This window comes from Dyadobacter sp. BE31 (assembly GCF_031457695.1).
Classification (GTDB): Bacteria; Bacteroidota; Bacteroidia; order Cytophagales; family Spirosomataceae; genus Dyadobacter.
This window is the reverse complement of record NZ_JAVDXA010000002.1, coordinates 1153027-1175529: the sequence shown is the minus strand read 5'-3', so window position 1 is coordinate 1175529 and position 22503 is coordinate 1153027. Positions and strand designations below refer to the sequence as shown.

The 22503-nt window shown below is 51.6% G+C and carries 18 protein-coding genes; 11 read left to right on the top strand and 7 right to left on the bottom strand.

All coding sequences use genetic code 11. The features are described 5' to 3' along the window. Positions 1 to 33: 33 nt before the first annotated feature. Entirely contained in the window at positions 34 to 864 is an 831-nt protein-coding gene (locus tag J2Y43_RS13430) for an SDR family oxidoreductase (protein WP_309983342.1), read from the bottom strand. Between the two features lie 163 nt (positions 865 to 1027). Between J2Y43_RS13430 and J2Y43_RS13425 the strand changes: the two genes are divergently transcribed. From J2Y43_RS13425 to J2Y43_RS13405, 5 genes are all read left to right on the top strand, one after another. After that, a complete protein-coding gene (locus J2Y43_RS13425; RefSeq protein WP_309983341.1) occupies positions 1028 to 1801 on the top strand; it encodes a helix-turn-helix domain-containing protein in 774 nt (257 codons plus the stop codon). A gap of 4 nt (positions 1802 to 1805) precedes the next feature. Beyond that, entirely contained in the window at positions 1806 to 2231 is a 426-nt protein-coding gene (locus J2Y43_RS13420; protein WP_309983338.1) for a hypothetical protein, read from the top strand. 111 nt (positions 2232 to 2342) lie between these two features. Continuing rightward, positions 2343 to 4682, top strand: coding sequence for a GAF domain-containing protein (locus J2Y43_RS13415; protein ID WP_309983336.1), 2340 nt, complete (start codon positions 2343 to 2345; stop codon positions 4680 to 4682). A gap of 159 nt (positions 4683 to 4841) precedes the next feature. Next, positions 4842 to 5558, top strand: a complete 717-nt coding sequence (locus J2Y43_RS13410; protein WP_309983334.1) for a DUF4198 domain-containing protein — start codon at positions 4842 to 4844, stop codon at positions 5556 to 5558. A 24-nt stretch (positions 5559 to 5582) separates the two neighbouring features. Further along, the gene (locus J2Y43_RS13405) at positions 5583 to 5870 is read left to right on the top strand and encodes a Fur family transcriptional regulator (RefSeq protein WP_309983332.1); all 288 of its coding nucleotides are present in this window, start codon (positions 5583 to 5585) and stop codon (positions 5868 to 5870) included. A 72-nt stretch (positions 5871 to 5942) separates the two neighbouring features. Here the strand turns inward: J2Y43_RS13405 and J2Y43_RS13400 are convergent, their stop codons facing one another. Then, positions 5943 to 6410, bottom strand: coding sequence for a hypothetical protein (locus tag J2Y43_RS13400; protein WP_106598987.1), 468 nt, complete (start codon positions 6408 to 6410; stop codon positions 5943 to 5945). 739 nt (positions 6411 to 7149) lie between these two features. On the opposite strand from J2Y43_RS13400, the gene J2Y43_RS13395 reads away from it, so the two are divergent. Both J2Y43_RS13395 and J2Y43_RS13390 read left to right on the top strand, forming a co-directional pair. After that, entirely contained in the window at positions 7150 to 9123 is a 1974-nt protein-coding gene (locus J2Y43_RS13395; protein WP_309983330.1) for a glycoside hydrolase family 97 protein, read from the top strand. A gap of 175 nt (positions 9124 to 9298) precedes the next feature. Next, entirely contained in the window at positions 9299 to 10027 is a 729-nt protein-coding gene (locus tag J2Y43_RS13390; protein ID WP_309983328.1) for a hypothetical protein, read from the top strand. Here the strand turns inward: J2Y43_RS13390 and J2Y43_RS13385 are convergent. Further along, positions 9998 to 11266: a PepSY-associated TM helix domain-containing protein gene (locus J2Y43_RS13385; RefSeq protein WP_309983325.1), complete on the bottom strand. Its 1269-nt coding sequence runs from the start codon at positions 11264 to 11266 to the stop codon at positions 9998 to 10000. The genes J2Y43_RS13390 and J2Y43_RS13385 overlap by 30 nt on opposite strands. 258 nt (positions 11267 to 11524) lie before the next feature. Here J2Y43_RS13385 and J2Y43_RS13380 point away from each other — a divergent pair, with 258 nt between their 5' ends. The 4 genes from J2Y43_RS13380 (at position 11525) to J2Y43_RS13365 (ending at position 15055) form a co-directional block, all read left to right on the top strand. Next, the gene (locus J2Y43_RS13380; RefSeq protein WP_309983323.1) at positions 11525 to 12580 is read left to right on the top strand and encodes a histidine kinase; all 1056 of its coding nucleotides are present in this window, start codon (positions 11525 to 11527) and stop codon (positions 12578 to 12580) included. A 141-nt stretch (positions 12581 to 12721) separates the two neighbouring features. Continuing rightward, positions 12722 to 13831 (top strand): sensor histidine kinase, encoded by a 1110-nt coding sequence (locus tag J2Y43_RS13375; protein ID WP_309983321.1) that lies wholly within the window; start codon positions 12722 to 12724, stop codon positions 13829 to 13831. Between the two features lie 4 nt (positions 13832 to 13835). Beyond that, positions 13836 to 14621, top strand: coding sequence for a LytTR family DNA-binding domain-containing protein (locus tag J2Y43_RS13370; protein WP_309983319.1), 786 nt, complete (start codon positions 13836 to 13838; stop codon positions 14619 to 14621). A gap of 71 nt (positions 14622 to 14692) precedes the next feature. Beyond that, positions 14693 to 15055 carry a hypothetical protein gene (locus J2Y43_RS13365; RefSeq protein WP_309983316.1) on the top strand — a complete coding sequence of 121 codons (363 nt, stop codon included), beginning with the start codon at positions 14693 to 14695 and terminating at the stop codon, positions 15053 to 15055. Positions 15056 to 15058: 3 nt separating this feature from the next. Here the strand turns inward: J2Y43_RS13365 and J2Y43_RS13360 are convergent, their stop codons facing one another. The 4 genes from J2Y43_RS13360 to J2Y43_RS13345 form a co-directional block, all read right to left on the bottom strand. Then, entirely contained in the window at positions 15059 to 16201 is a 1143-nt protein-coding gene (locus J2Y43_RS13360; RefSeq protein ID WP_309983314.1) for a metallophosphoesterase, read from the bottom strand. A gap of 116 nt (positions 16202 to 16317) precedes the next feature. Continuing rightward, positions 16318 to 17415 carry a sulfatase-like hydrolase/transferase gene (locus tag J2Y43_RS13355; RefSeq protein WP_309983312.1) on the bottom strand — a complete coding sequence of 366 codons (1098 nt, stop codon included), beginning with the start codon at positions 17413 to 17415 and terminating at the stop codon, positions 16318 to 16320. A 70-nt stretch (positions 17416 to 17485) separates the two neighbouring features. After that, a complete protein-coding gene (locus tag J2Y43_RS13350; protein ID WP_309983310.1) occupies positions 17486 to 18964 on the bottom strand; it encodes a SusD/RagB family nutrient-binding outer membrane lipoprotein in 1479 nt (492 codons plus the stop codon). Between the two features lie 12 nt (positions 18965 to 18976). Further along, entirely contained in the window at positions 18977 to 22255 is a 3279-nt protein-coding gene (locus tag J2Y43_RS13345) for a SusC/RagA family TonB-linked outer membrane protein (protein WP_309983308.1), read from the bottom strand. Between the last annotated feature and the right edge of the window lie 248 nt (positions 22256 to 22503).

Here is a 22503-nt window from a genome sequence, read left to right as displayed (position 1 = left end):
AGATTTGATGAGTTTAATCAAATTTAACTAAAATCAGGCAGTTACCTGGCCTCCGTGAGCGGCGTCAGCTACCTCTTTCCATTCTTCCCACGTTGCAAGGCGGTCGGCGTACACCTGGTTCAACCAAGGGAACCCAACTTTACCAAGGAAGATTCGCAAAGGCGGGTTTTCCTCGTCGACTACTTTCAGAATCGCGTCCGGTGTAGCCTGCGGATCGCCGATGGTATCCGGCGTCAACCCTGCGTAAAGTGCTTCTTTAATGCCGTCGTATAGTGCGATCGGCTCGCTGTGAGTGGCCGAAGCACCGCCCCAGTCGGTCGAGAAGCCGTTAGGCTCTACGATCGTCACTTTGATGCCAAAGTCTTTTACTTCCGAGGCCAGCGTTTCGCTGAGACCCTCAACAGCCCATTTTGAGGCATTGTAAAGGCCCAGTACCGGCAGCGTGGCAACTCCCAACACGCTGGAAACCTGGATAATGTGACCACCGCCTTGTGCCCGCATTACGGGGATAGCCGCCTGCGTCACCCACAGCAGACCGAAAACGTTGGTTTCGATCTGGTCGCGGGCCTCTTTTTCACTGGTTTCCTCGATAGCACCAAACAGGCCGTAACCCGCATTATTGATCACCACATCGACGCTGCCGAAATGCCGGCTGGTTTGCTCGATCGCCGCGAAACTCGCGGCGCGGTCGTTCACGTCCAGCTGAATGGTTAAAAGCGTGTCGGGATATTGCGCTGCGAGGTCTTTCAGCGTTTCAGTGTTGCGGGCGGTAGCCGCTACTTTGTCCCCTCTTTTCAAAAAAGCCTCTGCCCATATACGGCCAAATCCTTTGGAAGCGCCGGTAATAAAAATTGTTTTTGACATGATTGACAATTGTTTTGGTGTTTTGATGCTACAAATTTACCGGGTCGCTTCCGCCGGCGGCTTATACAAAAATCCGGAAATGTGATACAGTTTTACGAAGCGGTGCGGACAGGATTTAACAGGCTGCGGGAACCGTTGAAGCTGCATTCCGGTTCCCCGGATAATGACCATCGAAACCTACTTCCCGACGCCGGAGCTGAGCCCGTTTATCCAATCCTATAAGGTGATCGAAACGCCTGCGGAAGTGGTTAATCACGTGCTGCCCGAAACCTCGCCGGTGATGGTGTTCAGGCTGAGCGGGCAGGTTTCTGTCAATCACAATGGCGGTACCAATGTGCTCGAACCGTTCGTCGTTTCGGGTTTGCGGAAATCCGGACGGGCCATGCAGTATCATTCCGGCACGATCAACATCCTGGTTGTCTTCCGGGAAGGCGGCATTGCGCCGTTCATCCGCGAACCGCTGCATGAGCTGAGCGATACCAGCATTGCCATGAACTGCCTCGATGGTTTCAGGGACACCGGCCTGCTCGAAGAACAACTGGCGGAACAGCCCTCGCACCTGGCCCGTATTGCATTGATCGAGCGGTTCCTGCTTAGCCGGGTAAGCGGCAGAACGCCGGATAATATGGTATTGGTGGCTATTCAAAAGATCCACAATGCCGGTGGTCAACTCCGTATCAGGGAACTGGCGGCGTCGCTGCACGTGAGCCAGGATGCATTTGAGAAGCGTTTCAGGCGGGTAGCCGGGCTTTCGGCGAAGCAGTTTGCTTACATTGTCAAAATGAAATCAGTGATCGAAAAGGGTCGTTCGGGCCAGACATTAGCTCAAATTGCACTCGACGCCGGCTATTTCGATCAGCCGCATTTCAATAAGGACTTTAAACTTTTTACCGGGCTCACCCCTACCGAGTTTTTCAAATCTCCGGTATTCTGGTAAATCAATGATTTTTTACAAGAATGGCAGGCAGCTGCTTTGGAATTTTGTATCCATCAAAAACCACCAGAAAAAGCTGTTTACATTCAATTCAAAAATCATGGAAGCACAACAAAACACCGAAGTCGCGTTCATCAGCAAGTACCTCATTCCCGCAGCATCCAAAGCCACTTTTCTCGAACGCCAGCAAATTGCCGCGACGTTTATCAGCACTTTGGACGGCCTCATCAGCAGCCACGCGTACGAGCGCATGACCGAAACCGGCGATACCGAATACATTACCATTGCTACCTGGGTTAGCGAAGAGGCGGTGAGCCATGCGCGGGAGGCAGTGAACGCCGAAAACCAGCGGACCGGCTTCAACCGCGCCGAAATGCTGCAAAAACTCAACATTAAAATGGAGCCCGGGCTATTCCGCGAGGACCTGGCCTGATCAACGGCCTGCATTTCGGTGGAACCAACGGGTGCGTTTCGGCTACCAGGCCGGAACGCACTTTTTTTCAAATGGTGTGTCGTATATTTAGGCTCGCATAGCCATAGCACCATGAAAAACGAAGTACTCGACGTCTCCGGAATGAGGGCGCTGCCCCTCGATCTCGATTCCGCCATTTCTTTTATGCCCTATATCCGCTTTCTCGAACAGCGGGTTGCGGAAGAGAAGACCTTAAAATCTACCTTTTACAAGAACATACTGACCTATTTCCACGAGCACCAGATCCCACAGGGAGATGTACCGCTCGACGAAGCCTACCTGTACGGCGATTTCTTCGAATATATTTACAGCAGCCTCTCGGCACCCCTCGCATCAGAACATAAGCTGGCCTGGGGCATGTGTCAGCCGCTGTACCCGCATATTTTTTACGGTACCGACCTGCTTTTCGAAATGCTGAACATGAAGCCGGCCGATTCGCAGTACGAGCTTCAAAAGAACCCCGAAGACTACCAGCGGGAGCGCCTGCATTTGATTTACACACTAATCCTGCAAAGGCTTTACAATTTCCAGGTGCCGGTGAAAATACAGCAGTATCACGCCTGGACGGACGTCGAAACCGGGCTCTACCGGTTCTACGAAGTGCTGGTTAGCCCCGAGTTTGTCGAAGTAAGCGCCACACGGGAGCTGCCGGACCTCAACTTCGTGGAAATCTACGCGCATTTCAGCGAAAAGGACGGGCATTTACAATTGCAAAAGGTGCTGCCGCTCGATATGTTCCGATTCCGGGGCTTTGCGGTGATCACCGTGTCGGATGTTACAGCTAAAATGGCCGTTGAAAATATCAAGAAGGTGCAGTTCAACCGGGTTCCCGGCGATAGTCCCAACCGCTACCAGCGCATTATCCAGTCGTTGAAAACATTGGTGCAGAACAACCGCATTGAATTTGACCTTTTCCCTTTCGTGCGCGTGAACGGGCAGGCCGTGTACGGGTACGGACAGGTAGGTACGGGCGTGCTTTTTCAGATTTGGGGCGAAAACCGGCTCACGCCCGAAGAGTTCCGGCGCCAGGCGGAAGGTTATGCCTCAAAACCAAATTCGTTCTTCTCACCCGACATTCAGGGAGAAGACGAGCGTCAGATCGGCTGGCTTACCCCATTCCGCGACCTGAATGTGCGCTCACTGGCATTGGTACCCCTTTTTGTGGATCAGAAACTCGTTGGCGTGCTTTGTATGCACACCTGGGAGGATGAGCGCTTCGACGAGAAAAAGCTGGCATCCCTCGAAATGGCATTCGCGCCTGTGGCACAGCTGCTCGACATTTATATAGAAGAGTTCAATCTGGAACTGGAAAGCATTATCAAAGAGAAATTCACCTCGATACAGCCCGCCGTACAATGGAAATTCAATGATGCCGCCTGGCATTACCTGCACCGCAGGAAAAAGGGCCTTCCCGAGGTAAACGAGAACATTGCATTCTACGACGTGTACCCCTTGTATGGTGCCATCGACATCCGCAATTCCACGAATGAACGTAATAGCTCCATCCGCGCCGACCTCGGCCACTACCTCGAGTTGCTGGATGAACTGCTGAATGCGCTTGCCAGCTTCGACCGGTCGTCGCTCATGCAAGAGCTGCGCTTCCATTGCACCAAATGGCAAAAGGCGGTAAGCCAGGGCGAACTGAACAGCACTTCGGAGAACAATCTGAACATGTTCCTCAATGAAGAGGCCCGCAATTATCTCATTCACCTGTCGCAGCAGGACCCGCGCACCGCGCCGCTCATCGATGCATACATCGGGGTCACCCACCCTGTGCAGGGCGAGGTGCACCGTCACCGGCAGGAACTCGACCACTCCATGGAACTCATCAACACGGCCGTAAACCGGTATTTCGAAGACCAGAAAGAGCTGTTACAGGAGTCGTACCCGTGTTATTTCGAGAAGTTCCGGACAGACGGCATCGAATACGACATTTACATAGGGCAATCGATTGCGCCCGATAAGCCATTCAACCATTTCCACCTCAAAAACCTGCGGTTATGGCAACTCTCGTCCATGATCGAAGTGGCGAAACTCACCCGTGCATTGCTCGGTGAAATGCCGAAAGAGCTGCATACCACGCAGCTGATTTTTGTCCATAACCACATGATCGACATCAGTTTCCGCAGCGACGAACGGAAATTCGATGTGGAAGGCGCTTACAATATCCGTTACCAGATGATCAAGAAGCGGATCGACAAGGTTCGGATCAAAAACTCCCAGGAAAGACTCACCCAGCCCGACAAAATTGCGCTCATTTACCTGCATCAGCGCGACATCGAAGATTACCTGCCCTTCATCCATTATTTGCAGGAAACCAATGCCCTCGAAGCCCATAGCGAAGAACTCGAACTGGAAGATCTGCAAGGGCTCAGCGGCCTGCGGGCGTTGCGGTTGGGAATCGTGTATTAGGTAGGCTGGCCCTGCTTCGCGTAAAGCATTGCATTGTTTCGCGGCAATTTATATTTAAATATTATTTGGACTTATTACAAATAAACTATATTTGCAAGTCCACATGCGAAGCGTGCCCTCAGCTCTGCCTTCGCTTTTTACTACTCATTTATCTCAATCATGTTTAAAAAACAACTTTTTATTGCCGCCTTTCTGCTCTGCTGCTCGGCGCAGCTCTTTGCTCATGCCCTCTGGATCCAGACTGCCCCGAAAGGTAAAGCCGGTCAGAAACAGGCGGTTAAAATCATTTATGCCGAGCCCGGAGACAAGCCTGAAAAGCTGGGCGAATGGTATTCCGATGTGAAGGATTTTGAGCTCTGGCTCACCGCGCCCGACCAGAAACGTACTAAACTGGCTACCGTTGCAGCCGACGATCATTTCACAGCCGAGTTCACTCCCGAGCAACAGGGCGTATACACGCTATCGGTAGGCCACACGTCGAAAGACCTGGGTGGAACGACGGTTTACCAGTTCAATGCCAGTGCATTAGTAACCGTCGGCAAAGCCGATGTCGGCAATAATCCGGGTGCCAATGCCAACGAATTAAATGTCTTTGCAGATCCGACGAAAACCAATAAGGTTAACAGCCCCCTCAATCTGCGCGGCCTTTTCAAGAATAATGGAAACGAAAAGCTGAACATCACTATCGCTTCACCGTCGGGATGGAGCAAACAAATCAGCACCGATGAAAAGGGGTTGGCTGAATTTGTTCCGCTTTGGCCGGGTACCTACTACATTGAAGCATCCAAAAGCTGGAAAGAGACCGGCAATCTGAACGGAAAGGAATACAAGGCATTTTGGCGCAGCGCTACTTTGCTGGTGGAAGTTGGAAAATAGTTTTTTAAAGCCTTATTCATTCGCATGTCCCTGTACGAACAAATCAGTGCCTATTGCATCCGCCACAAAATAAGGCTTGCCGAAAAGCGGGTTATTGTGGCCGACCAATTACTGGTCGCCGACGAATTTACTGACGGCGATACATTATGGCGCGACATGCGCAGCCGGGGCATTAAAATCAGTCCTGCTACCGTTTATGAATCGCTCAACTGGCTGGTGGTTGCAGGATTTGCGGAGCGCCGTTTCGCGACGGACAGCCGCAAAAATCTGTTTGGGATCCCCGAGCTTGTCCGGAATACATTGAACAGCTGAAAACGATCAATCCTGTTTATCAGTACTTAACAAAAAAGGGTCCGTTTTCCGGACCCTTTTTTGTTCATATCATTAAGCAACCACTGCATTCTTCGGTTTGCGGCCCCTGGGTTTACCAGTGTATGCCGGCTTGGGTTCTTCGGTTCCCAAAGTAAGCTCAAAACCGACAACGCCTTCTTCGTAATTAAAAAGGGTTACCTCAAAAATGTACTTTGTATTTTCAAAATCCACACCGCCTTTACGGAGAATCAGTTCCAGCGGGATAGAATATCCGCGGCCGCTTCTGGTAAGGACGAATGTTCCGTTTTCATCCGAGCTCGGAATCAGATAGAGGTGCTTCAAGGTTCTCTTACCTTGTTGCGCTCCGATTTTAAAGCGAGCTGTTTCAGGTTCGATACCTAATTCTTCCAAAGTTTTTGGAGGAAGAACCAACTTACCTGAGGACGAAACATAGCCGGTTGGCTTTGGTTTCTCCTGAGGCTTTTTCGTTACCGAAACATTATCCTCGGGAGAAAAAAATTTAATTGCTCTTGCTTTCATAAATAAATTACGGGTTGCTGGTGGATTATTACTTTCGCAAAAGTAATGAAGTTAACATTTTATTAAAATACTTTCTTAGAATAAATAATACGCCAAAACTGGCGAAAAAAATCATTGCTTAAATACCTCTGGCGCCATTTTTATTTAGCGTTTTTCGCTTTCGATTTCAAAATTGATTTTAATTGGAAGCGATACGATCATCGTTAATCCCGCCGTCGCAATTTTCATCCTTTTCTAATATACGATTCGTTCCTTCCACCAGACCGCACACCGGTACGAGTTTTATCCCAGGCGCATAACGGTTGTTAGCCTGCCGTATTAAGAAAGCCGTTTCTGAACAAATTTGTCCCATACGGTTACAAAAGTCTATTCTCAATTAACAATCCAATACCACTGATTGGAACCCCGCGCAATTACAGTGCGTAGAACTAGTTAGCCGCTAAGATTTCACCTAAGAATTAAGTTGAATTAACAAGCCGAAGGTAAAAATCCCGGTACTGCTTTATCGGACAAATCGAAAACTAACTCTCCATCAATGGTTAATGAACCAATAATTAAAGCCGGTTTCCAGACGCTTAATATTCATTCACCGGTTACAATTAGTATTTGAACAGTAACTTGTAGCAATTATTATTACAAGCCACAAATGCCGTGCCAGTGATTTTTAGTCTTTCTAAACTTTCGCGGTAGCACATTAATCCCGTACATTGCAATTACCGGACGCTCAATCATAGCCGCTATGAGAAAACTGCTTCTACTGAATTTCCTCTTGCTTTCCCTTACCTGTGCACGCGCCCAAGCCACGCGGGAAATCTCGTCTCCCGACGGTACTATCAAGCTGATCGCCCGGGCAGACGACCGGCTGCGGTACAGCATCTATTTCAAAAACCAGTTGATCGTATCGCCCTCGGAAATAGACATGGCACTTTCGGATGGCAAGAAGCTCTCGGACGGCCTTTCCAAGCCGCAGTTTACAGTAAGAAGCGTCAACGAAACCATTGTGTCGTCTGTACCTGAGAAGCGTACCCATATCCCCGACCGATATAAGGAACTGAAAATCACCCTTCCGAATGCCTTCGTCGTCATTTTCAGGGTGTATAATGATGGTGTGGCCTACCGCATTGCCACGTCGTTTCCGGGCAACATCACCATCCGCTCCGAAACGGCTGCATTCCGCTTTCCGGCCAATCATCCCGTGTATTTCCCCGAAGTGGCGCCTCCATCGGGTATGGACATCTACCATACGAGTTTCGAAGAGCCCTACACGATCAAACCGCTGGAACAGATTCATGCCAAAAACCTGCTTTTCTCTCCTATTCTGGTCGCACCGAAAGATTCGCCCAAGATCGGAATTACCGAGTCGGACCTGGAAGATTACCCCGGGATGTTCCTGAGCGGCAATGCGGAAAAGGCCTTGTTCGGCCACTTTGCACCCTACCCCGCCGAAGAAACCGAAACCAAAGAACTCTATTCTACCCGCTATGTGTCCAAACGGGCCGATTTCCTGGCCAAAACCAAGGGGACGCGCGTGTTTCCGTGGCGGGTGCTGATCATTGCACCGGAAGACAAGGATTTACCCGGTAACGACCTGGTGTACCGCCTGGCAAGTCCTTCGCGTGTGCCGGATGTATCGTGGGTAAAGCCCGGCAAAGCCACCGATGAGTGGATTATCACTTCCAATATTTTCAATGTGCCTTTCAAAAGCGGCATTAATACCGCCACTTACAAATACTACATCGATTTTGCCAAACGCTTCGGGTTCGAGCGCATTATGATGGACGCCGGTTGGAGTGATAATAACGACCTTTTCAAGATCAATCCGGACATTAATATGGACGAGATTATGGCCTATGCCAAAAGCAAAGGCATTGGTGTGAGTATGTGGACGCTCGCGCTCACACTCGACAAGCAGCTTGAACCGGCCCTGGCACAGTTCAGCAAATGGGGTGTGGATTTTATCATGACCGACTTCATCAACCGGGACGACCAGAAAGCCGTGCAGTTTTACTATAAAATAGCGGAAGCGTGCGCCAGGCACAAGATCATGCTGATGTTCCACGGTGCTTTCAAACCCGCCGGGTTCAACCGCACATTCCCACATGCAATCGCACGCGAGGCGGTGCTGGGCTCGGAGTACAACATGTGGAGCGCCAAGGCGACGCCCGACCATAATGTGCTGCTCGCATTTATCCGCATGCTTGCCGGCCCGCTGGATTATGAGCCCGGAATGCTCAACAATGCAACGCCCAAAGGTTTCCATGCCATGCCCGAAAACGTGATGTCGCTCACCACCCGCACGCAGCAGCTGGCGATGTTTGTGGTGTACGAAAGTCCGATTCAGTTTTTCGCCGGCAATCCCTCACAAGGCATGAAAGAACCCGCATTCATGGAGTTGCTGGGGAGTGTCCCCACCGTTTGGGATACCACCCGCGTTCTCGATGCGCGCCTGGGCGACTACGTCGTGACCGCGCGAAAAAGGGGCTCCGACTGGTTCATCGGCGCGCTCAACGATTCGACGGCACGGGAACTTATCATTCCCCTCAATTTCCTTCCAGAAGGCAATTTCCAGGCTACCATTTGCGAGGACGGCGCCAATGCCGATCGTTATCCTGCCGACTACCGCATTTCCGAAGCCATTCTTACTTCCAAAAACACGCTGACACTCAAACTGGCACCCGGGGGAGGGTTTATGGCCCGGCTGCGTCGGCAATAAGCAGCTTGTCTACTATTTGCGCTGCTGATCTACAATATTTGGCGAAGCTGACCTGACCCGGTTGTTTTGTTTCGCCAGAGGCCCCACCTCTGCCGTACAAACATTTATTATACCAATCATGTAGTATGCAATGCATAGTACCTAACATTACATAGCTTTGTAAAAACTATTAGCCATGAGAACTTTTGAAGAAGACTTCGGTCACCTGCCATTTCCCGGGCGCTGGCTGGGCGGTATTTCGCTCGTGCTCGCGCCCGCATTGCTGCTCACCGGCGAGCTGTTGAAGTTCCGGTTCGATTTCTTTTTTCCGGAGCAACTCAGGGCCTACCAAACCCATCCAACGTTGATGTTTACGGCTTACAGCCTATTTCTGGCCGGGAATATTCTGTTATGGCCTGCCATCGTCACCCTTGCAAATCTGATCGGACGTACCAAGCCTGTGTGGGCGGTTTGGGGCGGCAGCCTCGTGTTGTTCGGGCTCTTTGCGCGCACATTCCATTCGGGGATCAATCACCTTGCATTTCAGCTCGTTGACATCCTGAGTTTGCCGAAAGCGACGGCAACAATGGCTCAGTCCTATGGCGCATTTCACATTGTTTCGACGCTTTCGGGTGCGATCCTGTTCGGCTGGGCGGTGCTCGCCGTCGGAGCCTGGCTGTCGGGAACGTTGCGGCCGGTGGGCGTGGTGGCGCTGGCGATGATGTCGGCGCTGATGATCGGGGTGTTGAAGGGCGGAACAGTCATGTCCGTGATCGCGACGTCGTGCCTGTGCATTGCACTTGTGCCCCTGGGCGTGCGCGTACTGGCGCACGGGAGTATGCCCCCGGCCCGGCTGTTTTGGGGCTGGCTGATATTTTCTTCCGCCGTGATCGGTTTATTTTTCTTCCTCGGACAAGCGGGGTGATATTGATACGTAAGCTGGCTTAGGAAACGTAAGTGCGCCCGATTTACTATCCGCAACCATTTTCCTGCCTCCCTTTCCTCCTTTTCCTCCCTTGCCCTCCTTCTTACGACGCCCCCACCAGATCACGAAGCCGGTAACCGGCAGGCTGGCGCATATCAATCCGGCGAAAAAGGTGAGGATCTTACTCGGCAACCCCGCCCAGGCGCCCACATGCAGGTCAAAATTCAGAGCGTAGGCTTTTTCGCCATTGGTCAGTTCCCCGAAAGACCGTGAGCGCAATTTGGCTCCGGTAAACTGGTCGTACTGGCCTTGAATACGATCGTAGCGGTTGCCCGCGCTCAAATATGTGGAGGCATTCATAGGCAGTTTTCCCTTGGCAGGGAAATTGATCAGGTACCCGTATGCATTAGGCTGGTCGGCTTGCAATGCGGCAAATACCCGGTCGACCGCCTGCACGTCCTTGTTTTGGGTTGTATCTGAAAAAACAGCGGGTACCTCCACCAGCTTCCCACCGTCCGCGATGGTCTTCACACCTTTTTCGAACCAGTCGAACGCCCACACCAGGCCGGTAACCGCACATACGAACAGGATCACGCAAGCGTAAAAGCCAAGCACATTATGCAAGTCGTAGTTAACGCGCTTCCATTTAGCATTCCATTTGATTTTGAAACTCTTATCCCTGCCCGACTTATTCCATTTGGCAGGCCACCATAGTACCAGACCGGAAATCAGGATCAGCACAAATGCCAGCACCGAGTAGCTCACCACCGCGTGCCCGATCTTTTCGCCAAACAGCATCCGCATATGCAGCCCGAGCAGGATGGTAAAGAACTCGTTTTTTGAGTCTTCCAGCTTTATCACCTTGCCATTGTACGGGTTCACGTAGGCACGCTGGTAATATTTGTAATAATCCCAGTGCGAAAAACCCTCTTTATCGACCTTCAATGCGCGGAAAATGTACGTCCTGTCGGGTTCGGAAGATATTTCGACGCGCGTCACGGGCCGCTTCTCTCCTACGGCTTGTTGTGCCGCCGCCAGCAGCTGGCTCAATGGCAGTTTCGGTTTGTTTTCAGGTTGGATAAAAAGACGGTCCCGATAAACCAAGGGTTTGATTTCGTCGGTAAAAACGTAAATGGCACCGGTAAGGCCGAGCACAATAATGACGATCCCGGACGCCAGCCCCAACCAGAGGTGTAAGGTTCCGATAAGCTTGCCAAGGGCTGTCTTTCGCTGAGACATGAATGCAGTTTGGGTTGATAGCAGCCTGAAAAGGCGCTTAAATAGCTCAAAAACGTAGTTCAACGCTTTTGCAGCAAAGAAATAGCCTATTTAGTTTAATTACAAATTATTACACCCAAGAACCCTCATTATTTTCAATCAAAATAAAAATAGGAAAGCAACCAGGTACCGGAAACTAGCCGGTTGCACCACAATGGCGGCCTGCTTCGGGATTTGTTTAAATTTGCGCGCTGTTCAGCCAATTACCAAACGCCCCCGATGATGAAGCCTGCTTTCTTTTCGAAGTACGAATGGTGGTACCATCTCGCGATGATGCCCGTCTGCTTCGCGCTGGGCAATTATTATTTGCTGGGCGAACGTTACTTTGTGCATTTGCCCACCTTCCTGACGGCCTCTTCGCTGGCATTCGTGCTCTACTGGTCGTCGGTGGTGATCCTGACGATCGTCATCCGCAGGACAGCCGGCAGCGCAGCCGAAGGGCAGATACTCGAACAAATGCTGAAAATGCTATGGAAACTGGCCGCCGCGACGGTATTGCTGATGGTTTTCGATATCTGGATTTATAGTCTGGTACCCGTCCTCGATGTCGGTTTCAGCTGGTCGAAAATATGGCCGCTGGCATTGGTCGGCTTGCTTTGCGATGCATTTATCGGCGCGTTGCTCGGTTTGTTCTATGCATTGCAGCAATGGAAAAATGACCAGGCCGACGACGAAAAATTGGCCCGGCAGTCGCTGGAAGTTGAGTTTGATGCATTGAAAGGCCAGGTTAACCCGCACTTTTTGTTCAACAGCCTCAATACGCTTTCGTCGCTCATCAGCGCCGATCCCGCGCAGGCCGAGGATTTTGTAGAAGACCTCGCCCGCATTTACCGCTACATGCTCCAAGGCGGCCGTACCGAACTGGTACCACTGCAATCCGAGCTCAGTTTCCTGGAAGTGTACGTCCGGCTGCTAAAAGTCCGGTATCACGATGCGCTCGTGGTACAACTGCCCGAGCGCTGCCCGGCCGACCTGATGATCCCGCCGCTTATGCTGCAAATACTGCTCGACAATGCGGTTCAATACAATGTACTATCGCCCAGCCGCCCGCTGAGGGTTGTGATCACGCTCACCGACGACCGGGCTGTGACGGTTACCAATAATGTGCAGATGCGTCACCGCACCCTCGGCGCCACCGGCACAGGCTTGCGAGGGCTATCAGCGAAACTTATGACCTTCACTCCGCGGAAATTGCGGATCGAAGAAAGCAGCGAAGCATTCTCCGTAACAATCCCGCTCCTACCCGACGCGGCGCCTGCACAGGTTCCGATGTAGCGACAATTCATTCCAATAAAAATACAGTTGATGCAAGTTCTGTGCTTGCCGTTAGGCGCATTACACTATTTTTGAATCAGCCGCAGTAGAACTGTTTCAGCGAAACTCAGGCAGCCTGTTACAGGCAGCGGCTACCTAACCATGAAGAAAAGAGCATTGTTTGAGAAACTTCCGGACAAAATCCCTTCGGGAAGCGCACCAGCTTACGCCGTGGCTGCGCTGGCATTCCTGTTGTTTTTCGACTACATCATTGTTGGAGCGCATGTTTTCGGCGATATGGGCCTGTTCGTGAAAGCAACATTGCTGAATGCGGCGTTGCTGGCGGCAAGCTACGCCGTGCAGGCACGCGTAGCCCGGTACATTGCTACCCATTACAGCGATTTGCAGAAAACACTCATTCGTGTGGCATTGTCCATTTCGGCCTACGCGGTGATTTCGGGCGGATTTGTACTGCTGACAGCCTGGCTTTACATCGGCCAACGGTTGTTCGCATCGACGCTGACCGTACATACGCTCATCATCATTTACATTGTAAACCTGGCCGCCATTGTGCTGATCACCGGCTTGTGGGAGACATTCGATGCCCTCGCACGCTGGCGCCAGCACGAGATCAATACCGAGCGGATGATGAAGGAGAATGTGAACGGACAGCTGGAAAGCCTGAAAGCACAGATCAGCCCGCATTTTCTTTTCAATACACTTAACTCCCTTTCGGCATTGATTGGCGAAGACGCTGAGAAGGCCGAGGAATTTGTGGATGAAATGGCCCGCGTTTACCGGTATCTCTTGCAAACCAACCATTCATCCGTCGACCAGGGCGATTTCGGGCAATTAACAACGTTAAAAAAAGAACTGTCGTTTATAGAATCGTACGGACACCTGCTAAAAACGCGCTATGGCGATGGTATGAAGCTGTACATCCACGTCGAAGAGTGTTTCATGGATAGCCGCATTCCACCGCTGACATTGCAGCTGCTGGTCGAAAATGCGGTGAAGCACAATGTGATCCGCGCCAGCAGGCCGCTCACTATTTTTATATTGAGTACCGTGGACGGCCAGTTGATGGTAAGGAATAATTTGCAGAAGAAAAACCTGACAGCCGGGGCCGAAAACATTGAATCCACGCACGTCGGCCTGACCAACATTGTTACCAAATACCAACTGCTAAGCGAGTACCGGCAGGGACTACCCCAGCCGGTGATCGAAAGTAATCACGAGTTTTTTACAGTAACCTTACCACTGATTTCCTGAAAGTATGAATGCGCTTATCGTTGAAGATGAAGATTTGTCGGTCCGCCGCCTGAAAAAAATGATCGGGGAAGTAGCACCGTCACTGGATGTGGTGGGCGTTACCGACAGCATCGAGCAAACGGTGGAATGGGTGCACGAAAACCGCGCAGCCGGCAAAGCGGATCCGGACCTGATCTTCCTCGATATCGAGTTATCCGACGGCCAGAGTTTTGAGATTTTCAACCGGATCGAAGTGACGAGCGCGATCATTTTCACCACTTCCTACGATGAATATGCATTGCAGGCCTTCAAACACAACAGCATCGATTACCTCCTCAAACCCGTGCATCGCGACGATTTACAGCGGGCTTTGCAGAAATATGAAAAAATGAAAAGCCAGCCCGCCGTCGATCACTCGCTGGCAGGCATCCGGAAGCTGCTGGAAGATTTTAAAAGAGCATCGTCCGTGGAGTACCGGCAGCGCTTCCTCGTGAAACAGGGGCAAAAAATGCTCTCCATCGAAGTCGGGGAAATTGCCTATTTCTTTACCGACGACCGTTACAGCTTTTTCATGACCGACTCCAACCAGAAAATGCTCGTCGACTACACACTCGACGAACTCGCCGAATCACTCGATCCCGCCCGTTTTTTCCGTATCAACCGCGGCATAATGGTCACCCATCGCTCGGTCGACAAAATAGACCCCTATTTCGGCAACCGTCTGGCGCTCACGCTCCGTCCCGCGCATAACAAGGAAGTGCTCGTGAGCCGGGAAAAAGTGGGGGATTTTAAGGTGTGGATGGGTAAATAGGCAAACCGAAAGATTCGGCCGCCAAGCCTCAAAATTTCACCAGAACCTATTCCTATCCGGATAAAAACACCGTGCGGATAGTCGAAAAAGACGTGGTGACCAAGAAGGAGCAGCACATTTACCTCTACATAGAAAACGATAACATTGTGAGGACCAAAACACTTGACCCGGTCACGGATCAGGTTAAAGAGGAAAATCAGTTCGAGTACGACGAACATCCCAATCCTTACTTCTCGTTGACAGGCAAAACTAGCCTTCCGATGTCTCGCTCACAGCGCAATGTTACCGTCACGCGGACGCTATTCCGAAATGGGGAGTCGGTTAATTCGGAGATCAGGTATGCGTACGAATACAAAGGCCAGTGGCCTGTCAAAAGATACCAGTTACTGACCAACGGCAAAAAGCTGCTCGAACAGGAGTACTTTTATGAATAGTGCTCAAACTTTGAGCACAAGCCTGTCTTCGAGCGCCGCGTTCATGCCCGGTTCCGCACGTCGCTCGTGCGGGAGCGTGTAGAACTCCACCGTGATCGTAATGCCGTCGGCAGTTCTTTCGAGAAGCACTTTCAGGAAACCGTGTTTGGTGTCGCAGCTATATTCGAGGTTAACGCCTTCAAATTCCGGCAGGTCGCTATGGAAGCGGTAGTCGCTGGTGTAAGCCACCGGGTGCAGCTCGTCGTAACCGCCGCTACCTGCTACGATGAATGGCAACACACGGCCATTCCTATTACGGCCGCTTTTGTAATGCCGGCTGAAACGCTGGTAATTATGCACGTGCCCGCTGAAAACGATGTCGGGGTAAATGCCGATTTCTTCGAAAACGCTTTCCAGCAATTCGATCATCGGCATACTCGAACCGTGGTTGACATCCGCCGAATAGGGCGAATGGTGGAGGCAAAGAATTACCGCTTTGTCGGGCCGCTCGCTGTCGGCGCGTCGGAGTTCGTGGATCAGCCATTCGCGTTGCTCGTCGGTCACCACACCGAATTTCGGAACGTTGCTGTACATCCCGATGATGTTTGCCAATGGCGTGAGAAGCGTCCAGTACGCATTAGGCTGCACCATACTCTTGCGTTCCGCATTGCCGCTGAAAGAGACGGTCCGCCGTTCGGTATCGCAGAAAACGGCCGTAAAAGCATCCAGGCTGTTGTATCGGACGCGGCTGTCGGGATTGATGTCGCTGTCGTGGTTGCCCGGGATCGCGAAAATCGGGCCGGGGTATTGCTGATAAGGCTCAAAAAATTGGCGTTGGTACTGGCTGGCCTCACCGAAATTGTAGACCACGTCGCCCAGGTGGAATAAAAACTGGGGCTCATATCCGGTTTTCTCCGTCGCTTCGAACTGCTTCACCATCTCTCCTACCACCAGTTTCTGAAAGTCCGGCGTACGGATACTCCCGGTATCACCCACCATGTGGAACGCCAGTTTATTCTGATCCGGCAGCGGATCGACAGCTTCAAGATCTAAATGATAAGGATATTTCCCGGACGGCTTCGGCGCAGGCTGGTACTTGAATGTATCGTCGGGAACGTCTCTTTTGAAAACGGGTTTGGAGAATTTCTTGGAAAAATCTGATTTCATTACGGATGGCTGCCATTTATCAGCCTTTTGGTATTTGCTGATGGCAAGCTAGTAAAAAAACAGAGCTTGGGGTTGTAAAATTTGTATTAATTCCGGTCAGCCCCAAGCTGCTGATATTATTTAAAAACGCTCCTTACCACCTCTCCAACCGGATGGTTAGCCGTAAACTTGAAACCCATCAGCTGTGCGACGGTCTGTGCGAATTGATCCTGATAAACCTGCGACTGGCTTTTCATTTCTCCGCTCGCCGGGGTATCCGGGCCTATAATCGCCATCCAGGTTTCGTTGGAACCCGGCGCCGAAGTGCCGTGGCTCGTCCAACGGTCGCCGAGGCCGCGGCCGTGGTCGGGGTAAATGATAATCGTGGTTTTATCCTTATAGAACGGATCGGCCTGCATGTAGTTCCAGAGGCTTCCCACCATCGCATCGACGTAATGCGCGCCGTCGAGGAACGAGTCGTATTGGCCGTGGTGACCGAACTCGTCCATATCCGCGAAATCGATATGTACCACGCGCGGGTGGTTCGCCTCGATGTATGAGCGCGTCAATGCGTAGGTATGGGCGTCAAAGCGCACCGTTTTACCAAAGTACTCGGGCAGGTAATTTTGCAATTCATTGGCCAGTTTCTGGGCTTCGGTGAGGTTATTTCCCTTCACTTTTTCGCCGGGAATATTCACCAGCATACCATTGCGGTCGCGGTTGAGAATGCGGGAAAGTGCATCCCACGAAGCGAATGTGACCACTTTGCCTTCGATGCCCTTTTGCTTGTTGAAGAATTCGAGCACATTCTCATTCGGATTATTCGGGTAATCATTGCTGTTGACTTTCTCGTCGTAATACCCGCAAAGCGTTTCGCTCCGGCCAGGGTAGGAAAACCAGTATTTGTTGCGCACATTCATAAGATTGCCCAGATCGCGGTTTCCATAAAGCTGCCCATGTTTTGAAATGGTATTCCAAAAGAAAGGCATCAGCTTGTTCCGGCGTTCGGCGACGGTTTTGCCCCAATATTTCGCGCTCATCGCTGCGGAATCCTGCTGGCGGTATTTTTTGGAATAAAACAAAACCGAATCCGCGCCGCGGAAGATCTCCTGCCAGCGGCAGCCGTCAACGGAGATCATGACCACATTTTTCGTTTTGATTTGGGCGGTGGTTACAGTGCTCAGAGCCACTGTGCATAAGGCCGCCAGGATCGGGGTGAGTACAAAGGTTTTCATAATGTTAAGGTTAAGAGTCCGGAAAAGTAAAAACTTCCTCGGGACAGAAGATCCGGAGGAAGGGTAAATTTTATTTAACAAGCCACATTACGCCATTCTGGGTGTCGGCCCCATTGAACTGCGTTTTGAGCGCGGCTTTCACATTTACCTCATTGGTCGTGTATTCCGAGGTCGGGTAAGCCCAGCGGACGGGGATTTGATTGTTGTTCGCATTGGATTGCCCGATATCAAATGCGGGGATGCCCGTTCGGCGGTAGTTGTAGAACGCCTGGCGCCCCGAGTTTTCGAAGAATGCCATGTACTTCTGTTCGAGAATCTTCTGCAAGCCTTTTTCGGTATTGGCCGGATACGGGTTCGCCGCCAGGAACTTATCGATTTCCGATTGGGCGATGTTGTAAAACTTCATCGATTCGGTAACGCCTTTGCTGTAATAATCTGCCGCATTACCCGCGAGCCAGCCGCGATTGATCCCCTCTGCAATGCTGAAATTCACTTCGTGCGCACCCAGCTGGATCGCCGGCACACCAGCCGCCGACGCCTCCCAGTAATCGAAATTGATCATCGAGAGCAGCCCTTTTCCCGCCTCTTCAAGAAGCGTCGATTGCAGGTCGCCGGTTTTACCTCCGCCGTAGCGTTGGTAGGCATCCGCATTGCCTTTCAGAGCCTCGGCGGGCAATGCCACCACGAGCAGGCGCGGGTCGCGGGTGGTTTTGGCGATATTGACAAAGGTGGCCCCCAGGGTGTTCCGTTTGTCGTTTTTCACCACTACCCCATTGCTCGGCCACAGCGGGTAGGTATTGATGGTGTTGTAAACAACCTGGAAGTTGTCCGCATTGGTAGTAATGAGCGGATATTTGGCCGGATCGTTCACGATTGCCGCGAACTGTTGCTTCACGTTCAGATCGGGGGTATCGTCGGCACGCTTGCTGAGGCTGATGAGCACGCGCAGGCGGTAGGAGTTGATCAGTTTCTGCCATTTGGCGAGGTCGCCGCCGTACAGGTAATCGCCCGAGATAGCCGGTTTTTTCGCGATCAATGCGGGCATTTCAGCATTGGCCTCATCCAGCCATTTCAAAACCTCGATATATACATCCTTCTGGCTGTCATATTTAGGCTTGAAAACCCCGTCGCTCACCCCTTTGATCGCCTCCGACATCGGTACGTCTCCGAACATCTCGGTAGCGCGGCTGTAAAAATATGCCTTGAAAAACTTCGCCAATGTGAGGTAATGTGCGCCCACATCGCCGGTTTTGGTGGCCTCGATCTCCATGCGGCCCACATTACGGAGCGAGTTGTAAAAAACGTCGTAGGAGCCTGTCGTCCAGCCGTATGCCTGGCCATCGTAATAGGCCTCATTCTGCGTCATAAACTGATTATGACGGTGATCGGCACTCCATGGTGAATCCCAGGTGTTGGTCAGAATCCCCGTAAGGATAAGGTCCGCGGATGGGTTGGTGATCGCACCCGGGTCCTTTTGCAGCGTATCGATATCCTGGCAACTTCCCAGGCCGAGCGCCAGCGACAATATCATGTATTTGATCTTTTTCATTGGTAATTCCGGTTAGAAAGTCACATTCAAATTGGCCCCGAAGCTCTTCACAGACGGCGTCTGGAAGCTGGTGGTCGTGCCGGTAAACTGGTCGAGGTCGATGTTTTTGGTATATTTCCCCGTAAAGTACAACAGGTTACGCCCAACGAGCGAGAGGCTGGCCGCCGATGCAAAACGCGTTTTGGAAAGCAGTTTCGCAGGGAAATTGTAAGTCAGTACGACCTCACGCAGTTTCACATAAGTACGGCTCTTGGCAGCGATGTAATTGGACTGATAGTAATTCGTCGCCCACGCCTGCCACAATACCGGTACGTTGTTTTCTGTAAACTCACGGGTATCGGAGATCACATTACCATCCTGGTCGGTATTCAGCTGGCCTTTCACGATCCGCTTTCCGGAGGTCATCACAGAGCCCTTGTAGTCGGCATTGTCGCGGTTTTGCCAGTCTTTCAAGCGGTATTCATTCGCCGACTCCGGCGCTGTACCGCTACCGAACTGTTTGGTATACATATAGTTGTTAACCTTTCCACCGAACCGGCCATCCACCTGAAAGCTCAGTGTGAAAGACTTGTGCGTGAACGTGTTGTTGATTCCCGCGGTGAATTTATTGTCGTAATATCCGATTTTGGAATTGTAAGGATTGTAAGCAGGCATTCCATTCGAACCTACGATGATATTACCGGTTTCATCACGCTGAAAATCTTTGATATAATAGGAATCATCGCGTTCTCCCACATGGATGTTGCCATTCCGCTGCTGTACACCGTCGATCTTATCAAGCCATTTGTGGTTCAACGACCAGTTCCCCGACACATTCCAGGTAAGGTTTTCGTTCTTCACAACCATTCCGTCCACGCCCAGTTCGATCCCCTTGCGTACGTAGGTGAATGCATTCCGCTGCACGCCCGACACACCCGAGGTCACAGAGGTAGGTACGCTCACGATACCCGGGCCTTCCACGTTCCGGAACACCGCAGCGTCAAAACCGAGCCTGTTATGCAGAAAACGCATTTCCAAGCCGAGTTCGAAGGTTTTCACACGAGCCGCTTGCAGGTTGTCGCTGTAAAGCGTGCCGGTGTAGCTCACGCCGGTGTAAGAATTATTCCAGGGCGCCGAGCTCGTGTACGTCGGGAGCAATTTGTAAATATCATATTGAGCGTTCTCATCCACGAAATCACTCGCCACGTTGGCATAGGCACCGCGTACTTTCGCGAATGAAATGGCCTGCGGCAGGTCAATCACCTCCGAAAGCACCGCGCTCAACGAAGCCGACGGATAGAAATAGGTATTGTTTTTCTTAGGCATCGTGCTCGAACGGTCGGCACGGCCTGTGAGGCTCAGGAAGAGGAAATCCTTGTAATCCAGATCCACAAAACCGTATACACTTCCCACCCAGCGCTTGGCGTAGTCATTGGCGGATGTCGAAGGCTGTACGGAGTTCGAAAGATCGTACACACCCGGCACGAGCAGGCCTTTGGTGGTTTTACCAGTGAGCGAGGTCACTTTCACAGAGCGGAGGTTGCCGTACAACGAGGCATTCAACCCGAAATCCTTGCCGAAGCGGTTCTCGTATTTCAATGAAGTTTCGGTATTGTTCTCCCAGAAACTGTCGTACGTTTCGGAATAGCCGCCGGCCTGGTTCGGGAAGCCGAAATTGTAGAGATTCGACGAAATCGGGGCACGCGTGCTGCGGTTGCGGTTCCAGGTGCTCACGTTGGTACGGGCATTGAATGTCAGTTTGTCGCTGATTTTATAGTTCATCTGCGCAAAACCGTACACATCGTTTTTATAGTAGGTTTTCAATGCCTCGTAGGCGGTCATCCAGGGATTATCGTAAATGGTATATTCCCGGTTGTACTGCTGCGCATTCTCCTTGCCGGGCTGCCAGTAGTTACGCAGATCGTTCACGTCGTAGTCCACGCCGCCCCACACGGTAAATATGTAAATAGGGCTTGCAGGGCCGTAGTCGAGCGTCGGATAATTGGGCGAATATTGGCGGTTGTAGTTAATGCTCGCATCGAAGCGCAGCTTTTTACCTGCATTAATTCCTCCTGAAATGTTCACGTTGGTACCACCGAGTTTGGTATTCGGCATCTGACCGCGCTGGAATGTCTGCGAAAGCGAGAGGCGGAAATCGCCGAACTCGTTTTTGCTCGAAATAGCGAGGTTATTGGTACTCAGCAAGCCGTTCCGAAGGAAGTTGGTGAGGTTATTCTTGCCTCTCGCGAGCCAGGGAATAGGCACCAGTTCGCCGGTTTTGGGGTCTTTGGGACTGTTGTATTGGGTGATCAACTGTCCCTCGAAACGCGGCCCCCAGATATTGTAGTCGTTGTCGTTGATCCCGCCGCCGCGACCGTCCTTGAACGCATATTCGTAATCGCTGCCCGGGCCGTACTCCGTCTGGTATTTGGGGATTGCATTAAAACCGGTCTGCAACTGGGTACTGGAATTGAAATCGACCGTGAAGCCTTTCTTCGCGCCGCTACCTTTTTTGGTGGTGATGATGATCGCCCCATTCTGGCCGCGGTTACCGTACAATGCTGCCGCACTGGCTCCTTTCAGTACCGAATAGGTCTCGATGTCGTCCGGGCTCAGGTTCCAGGAATCGGTGTTCATCGGCACGCCGTCGACCACATACAATACCCTGTCGCGACCGCGCAGGGTCACCTGCGGGCTGGAAAGCAAATCGGGGCTCTGTGCGATGGTGAGGCCGGCTACTTTACCCGTCAGCGAGCTGATCGCATTCGGCTCGCGCGCTTTCACCATGGTAGCGCCTTTCACTTCCGACACCGAATATCCTACCGCCTTTTTCTCCTTTTTAATACCCAAAGCCGTGACAACCACCTCATTAAGCTGCCGCTGGTCGGCCGTCAATGCAATGTCGATCACCGTTCTGTTTCCCACGGCCAGTTCCTGTGAGACAAAGCCCAGGAACGAAAAAACCAACGTATCCTTCTCACTATCAACCCGCAATACGTACTTCCCGGTAGCGTCGGTCACCGTCCCGCGCGAAGTTCCCTTGATGAGGATATTCACGCCGACGAGCCCTTCCTTGCCTGCACCTTCGGTTACTTTACCGCTAATGGTCCGTTCATTTTCGGAGGCATTAATTGTCGAACGCACAACTTTATACGTACGCTCGCTACCAAGGGTATTTCCCGGCACTGGCATAGCGGCATAGGCGTGGACTTCCCGCGGAAGCACCGCCGAGAGCCCCAGGCACAGCGTGAGCGCAACAGACCAGCACCCGCCAGGGCGCTTCCGCTCTAAAAACGTAATCTTTTTTTTCATAAGTGATTGTTAATTAGCTGGTATTTCAAAGTCAAAAGGGTTCCATCAAAGGCCGAAAGGCCTTCTTGCAAATGTGCACGCGGCAAATGCGGGCAAAGCGCTGCACTGGCACCAGAAAGCCGGGCGCCCAGGTACGATCGCCGGACACACTACTTCCGGCTAACAGTGGTCATTCAAAAACAAAAGTTCGTGGTTAATTCATGTGCAATCTGGATTGTGAACAAATACTAAACAGTCTTTGATTATCA

Bases quoted from the DNA above. Each gene is read 5' to 3' on its own strand.
- J2Y43_RS13390 (WP_309983328.1), top strand. From the start codon at position 9,299: ATGAGAACTTTTGAAGAAGACTTCGGTCACCTGCCATTTCCCGGGCGC.
- J2Y43_RS13345 (WP_309983308.1), bottom strand. From the start codon at position 22,255: ATGAAAAAAAAGATTACGTTTTTAGAGCGGAAGCGCCCTGGCGGGTGC.
- J2Y43_RS13385 (WP_309983325.1), bottom strand. From the start codon at position 11,266: ATGTCTCAGCGAAAGACAGCCCTTGGCAAGCTTATCGGAACCTTACAC.
- J2Y43_RS13355 (WP_309983312.1), bottom strand. From the start codon at position 17,415: ATGAAAACCTTTGTACTCACCCCGATCCTGGCGGCCTTATGCACAGTG.
- J2Y43_RS13400 (WP_106598987.1), bottom strand. From the start codon at position 6,410: ATGAAAGCAAGAGCAATTAAATTTTTTTCTCCCGAGGATAATGTTTCG.
- J2Y43_RS13415 (WP_309983336.1), top strand. From the start codon at position 2,343: ATGAAAAACGAAGTACTCGACGTCTCCGGAATGAGGGCGCTGCCCCTC.
- J2Y43_RS13405 (WP_309983332.1), top strand. From the start codon at position 5,583: ATGTCCCTGTACGAACAAATCAGTGCCTATTGCATCCGCCACAAAATA.
- J2Y43_RS13370 (WP_309983319.1), top strand. From the start codon at position 13,836: ATGAATGCGCTTATCGTTGAAGATGAAGATTTGTCGGTCCGCCGCCTG.
- J2Y43_RS13420 (WP_309983338.1), top strand. From the start codon at position 1,806: ATGATTTTTTACAAGAATGGCAGGCAGCTGCTTTGGAATTTTGTATCC.
- J2Y43_RS13375 (WP_309983321.1), top strand. From the start codon at position 12,722: ATGAAGAAAAGAGCATTGTTTGAGAAACTTCCGGACAAAATCCCTTCG.
- J2Y43_RS13350 (WP_309983310.1), bottom strand. From the start codon at position 18,964: ATGAAAAAGATCAAATACATGATATTGTCGCTGGCGCTCGGCCTGGGA.
- J2Y43_RS13430 (WP_309983342.1), bottom strand. From the start codon at position 864: ATGTCAAAAACAATTTTTATTACCGGCGCTTCCAAAGGATTTGGCCGT.
- J2Y43_RS13425 (WP_309983341.1), top strand. From the start codon at position 1,028: ATGACCATCGAAACCTACTTCCCGACGCCGGAGCTGAGCCCGTTTATC.
- J2Y43_RS13380 (WP_309983323.1), top strand. From the start codon at position 11,525: ATGATGAAGCCTGCTTTCTTTTCGAAGTACGAATGGTGGTACCATCTC.
- J2Y43_RS13360 (WP_309983314.1), bottom strand. From the start codon at position 16,201: ATGAAATCAGATTTTTCCAAGAAATTCTCCAAACCCGTTTTCAAAAGA.
- J2Y43_RS13395 (WP_309983330.1), top strand. From the start codon at position 7,150: ATGAGAAAACTGCTTCTACTGAATTTCCTCTTGCTTTCCCTTACCTGT.
- J2Y43_RS13410 (WP_309983334.1), top strand. From the start codon at position 4,842: ATGTTTAAAAAACAACTTTTTATTGCCGCCTTTCTGCTCTGCTGCTCG.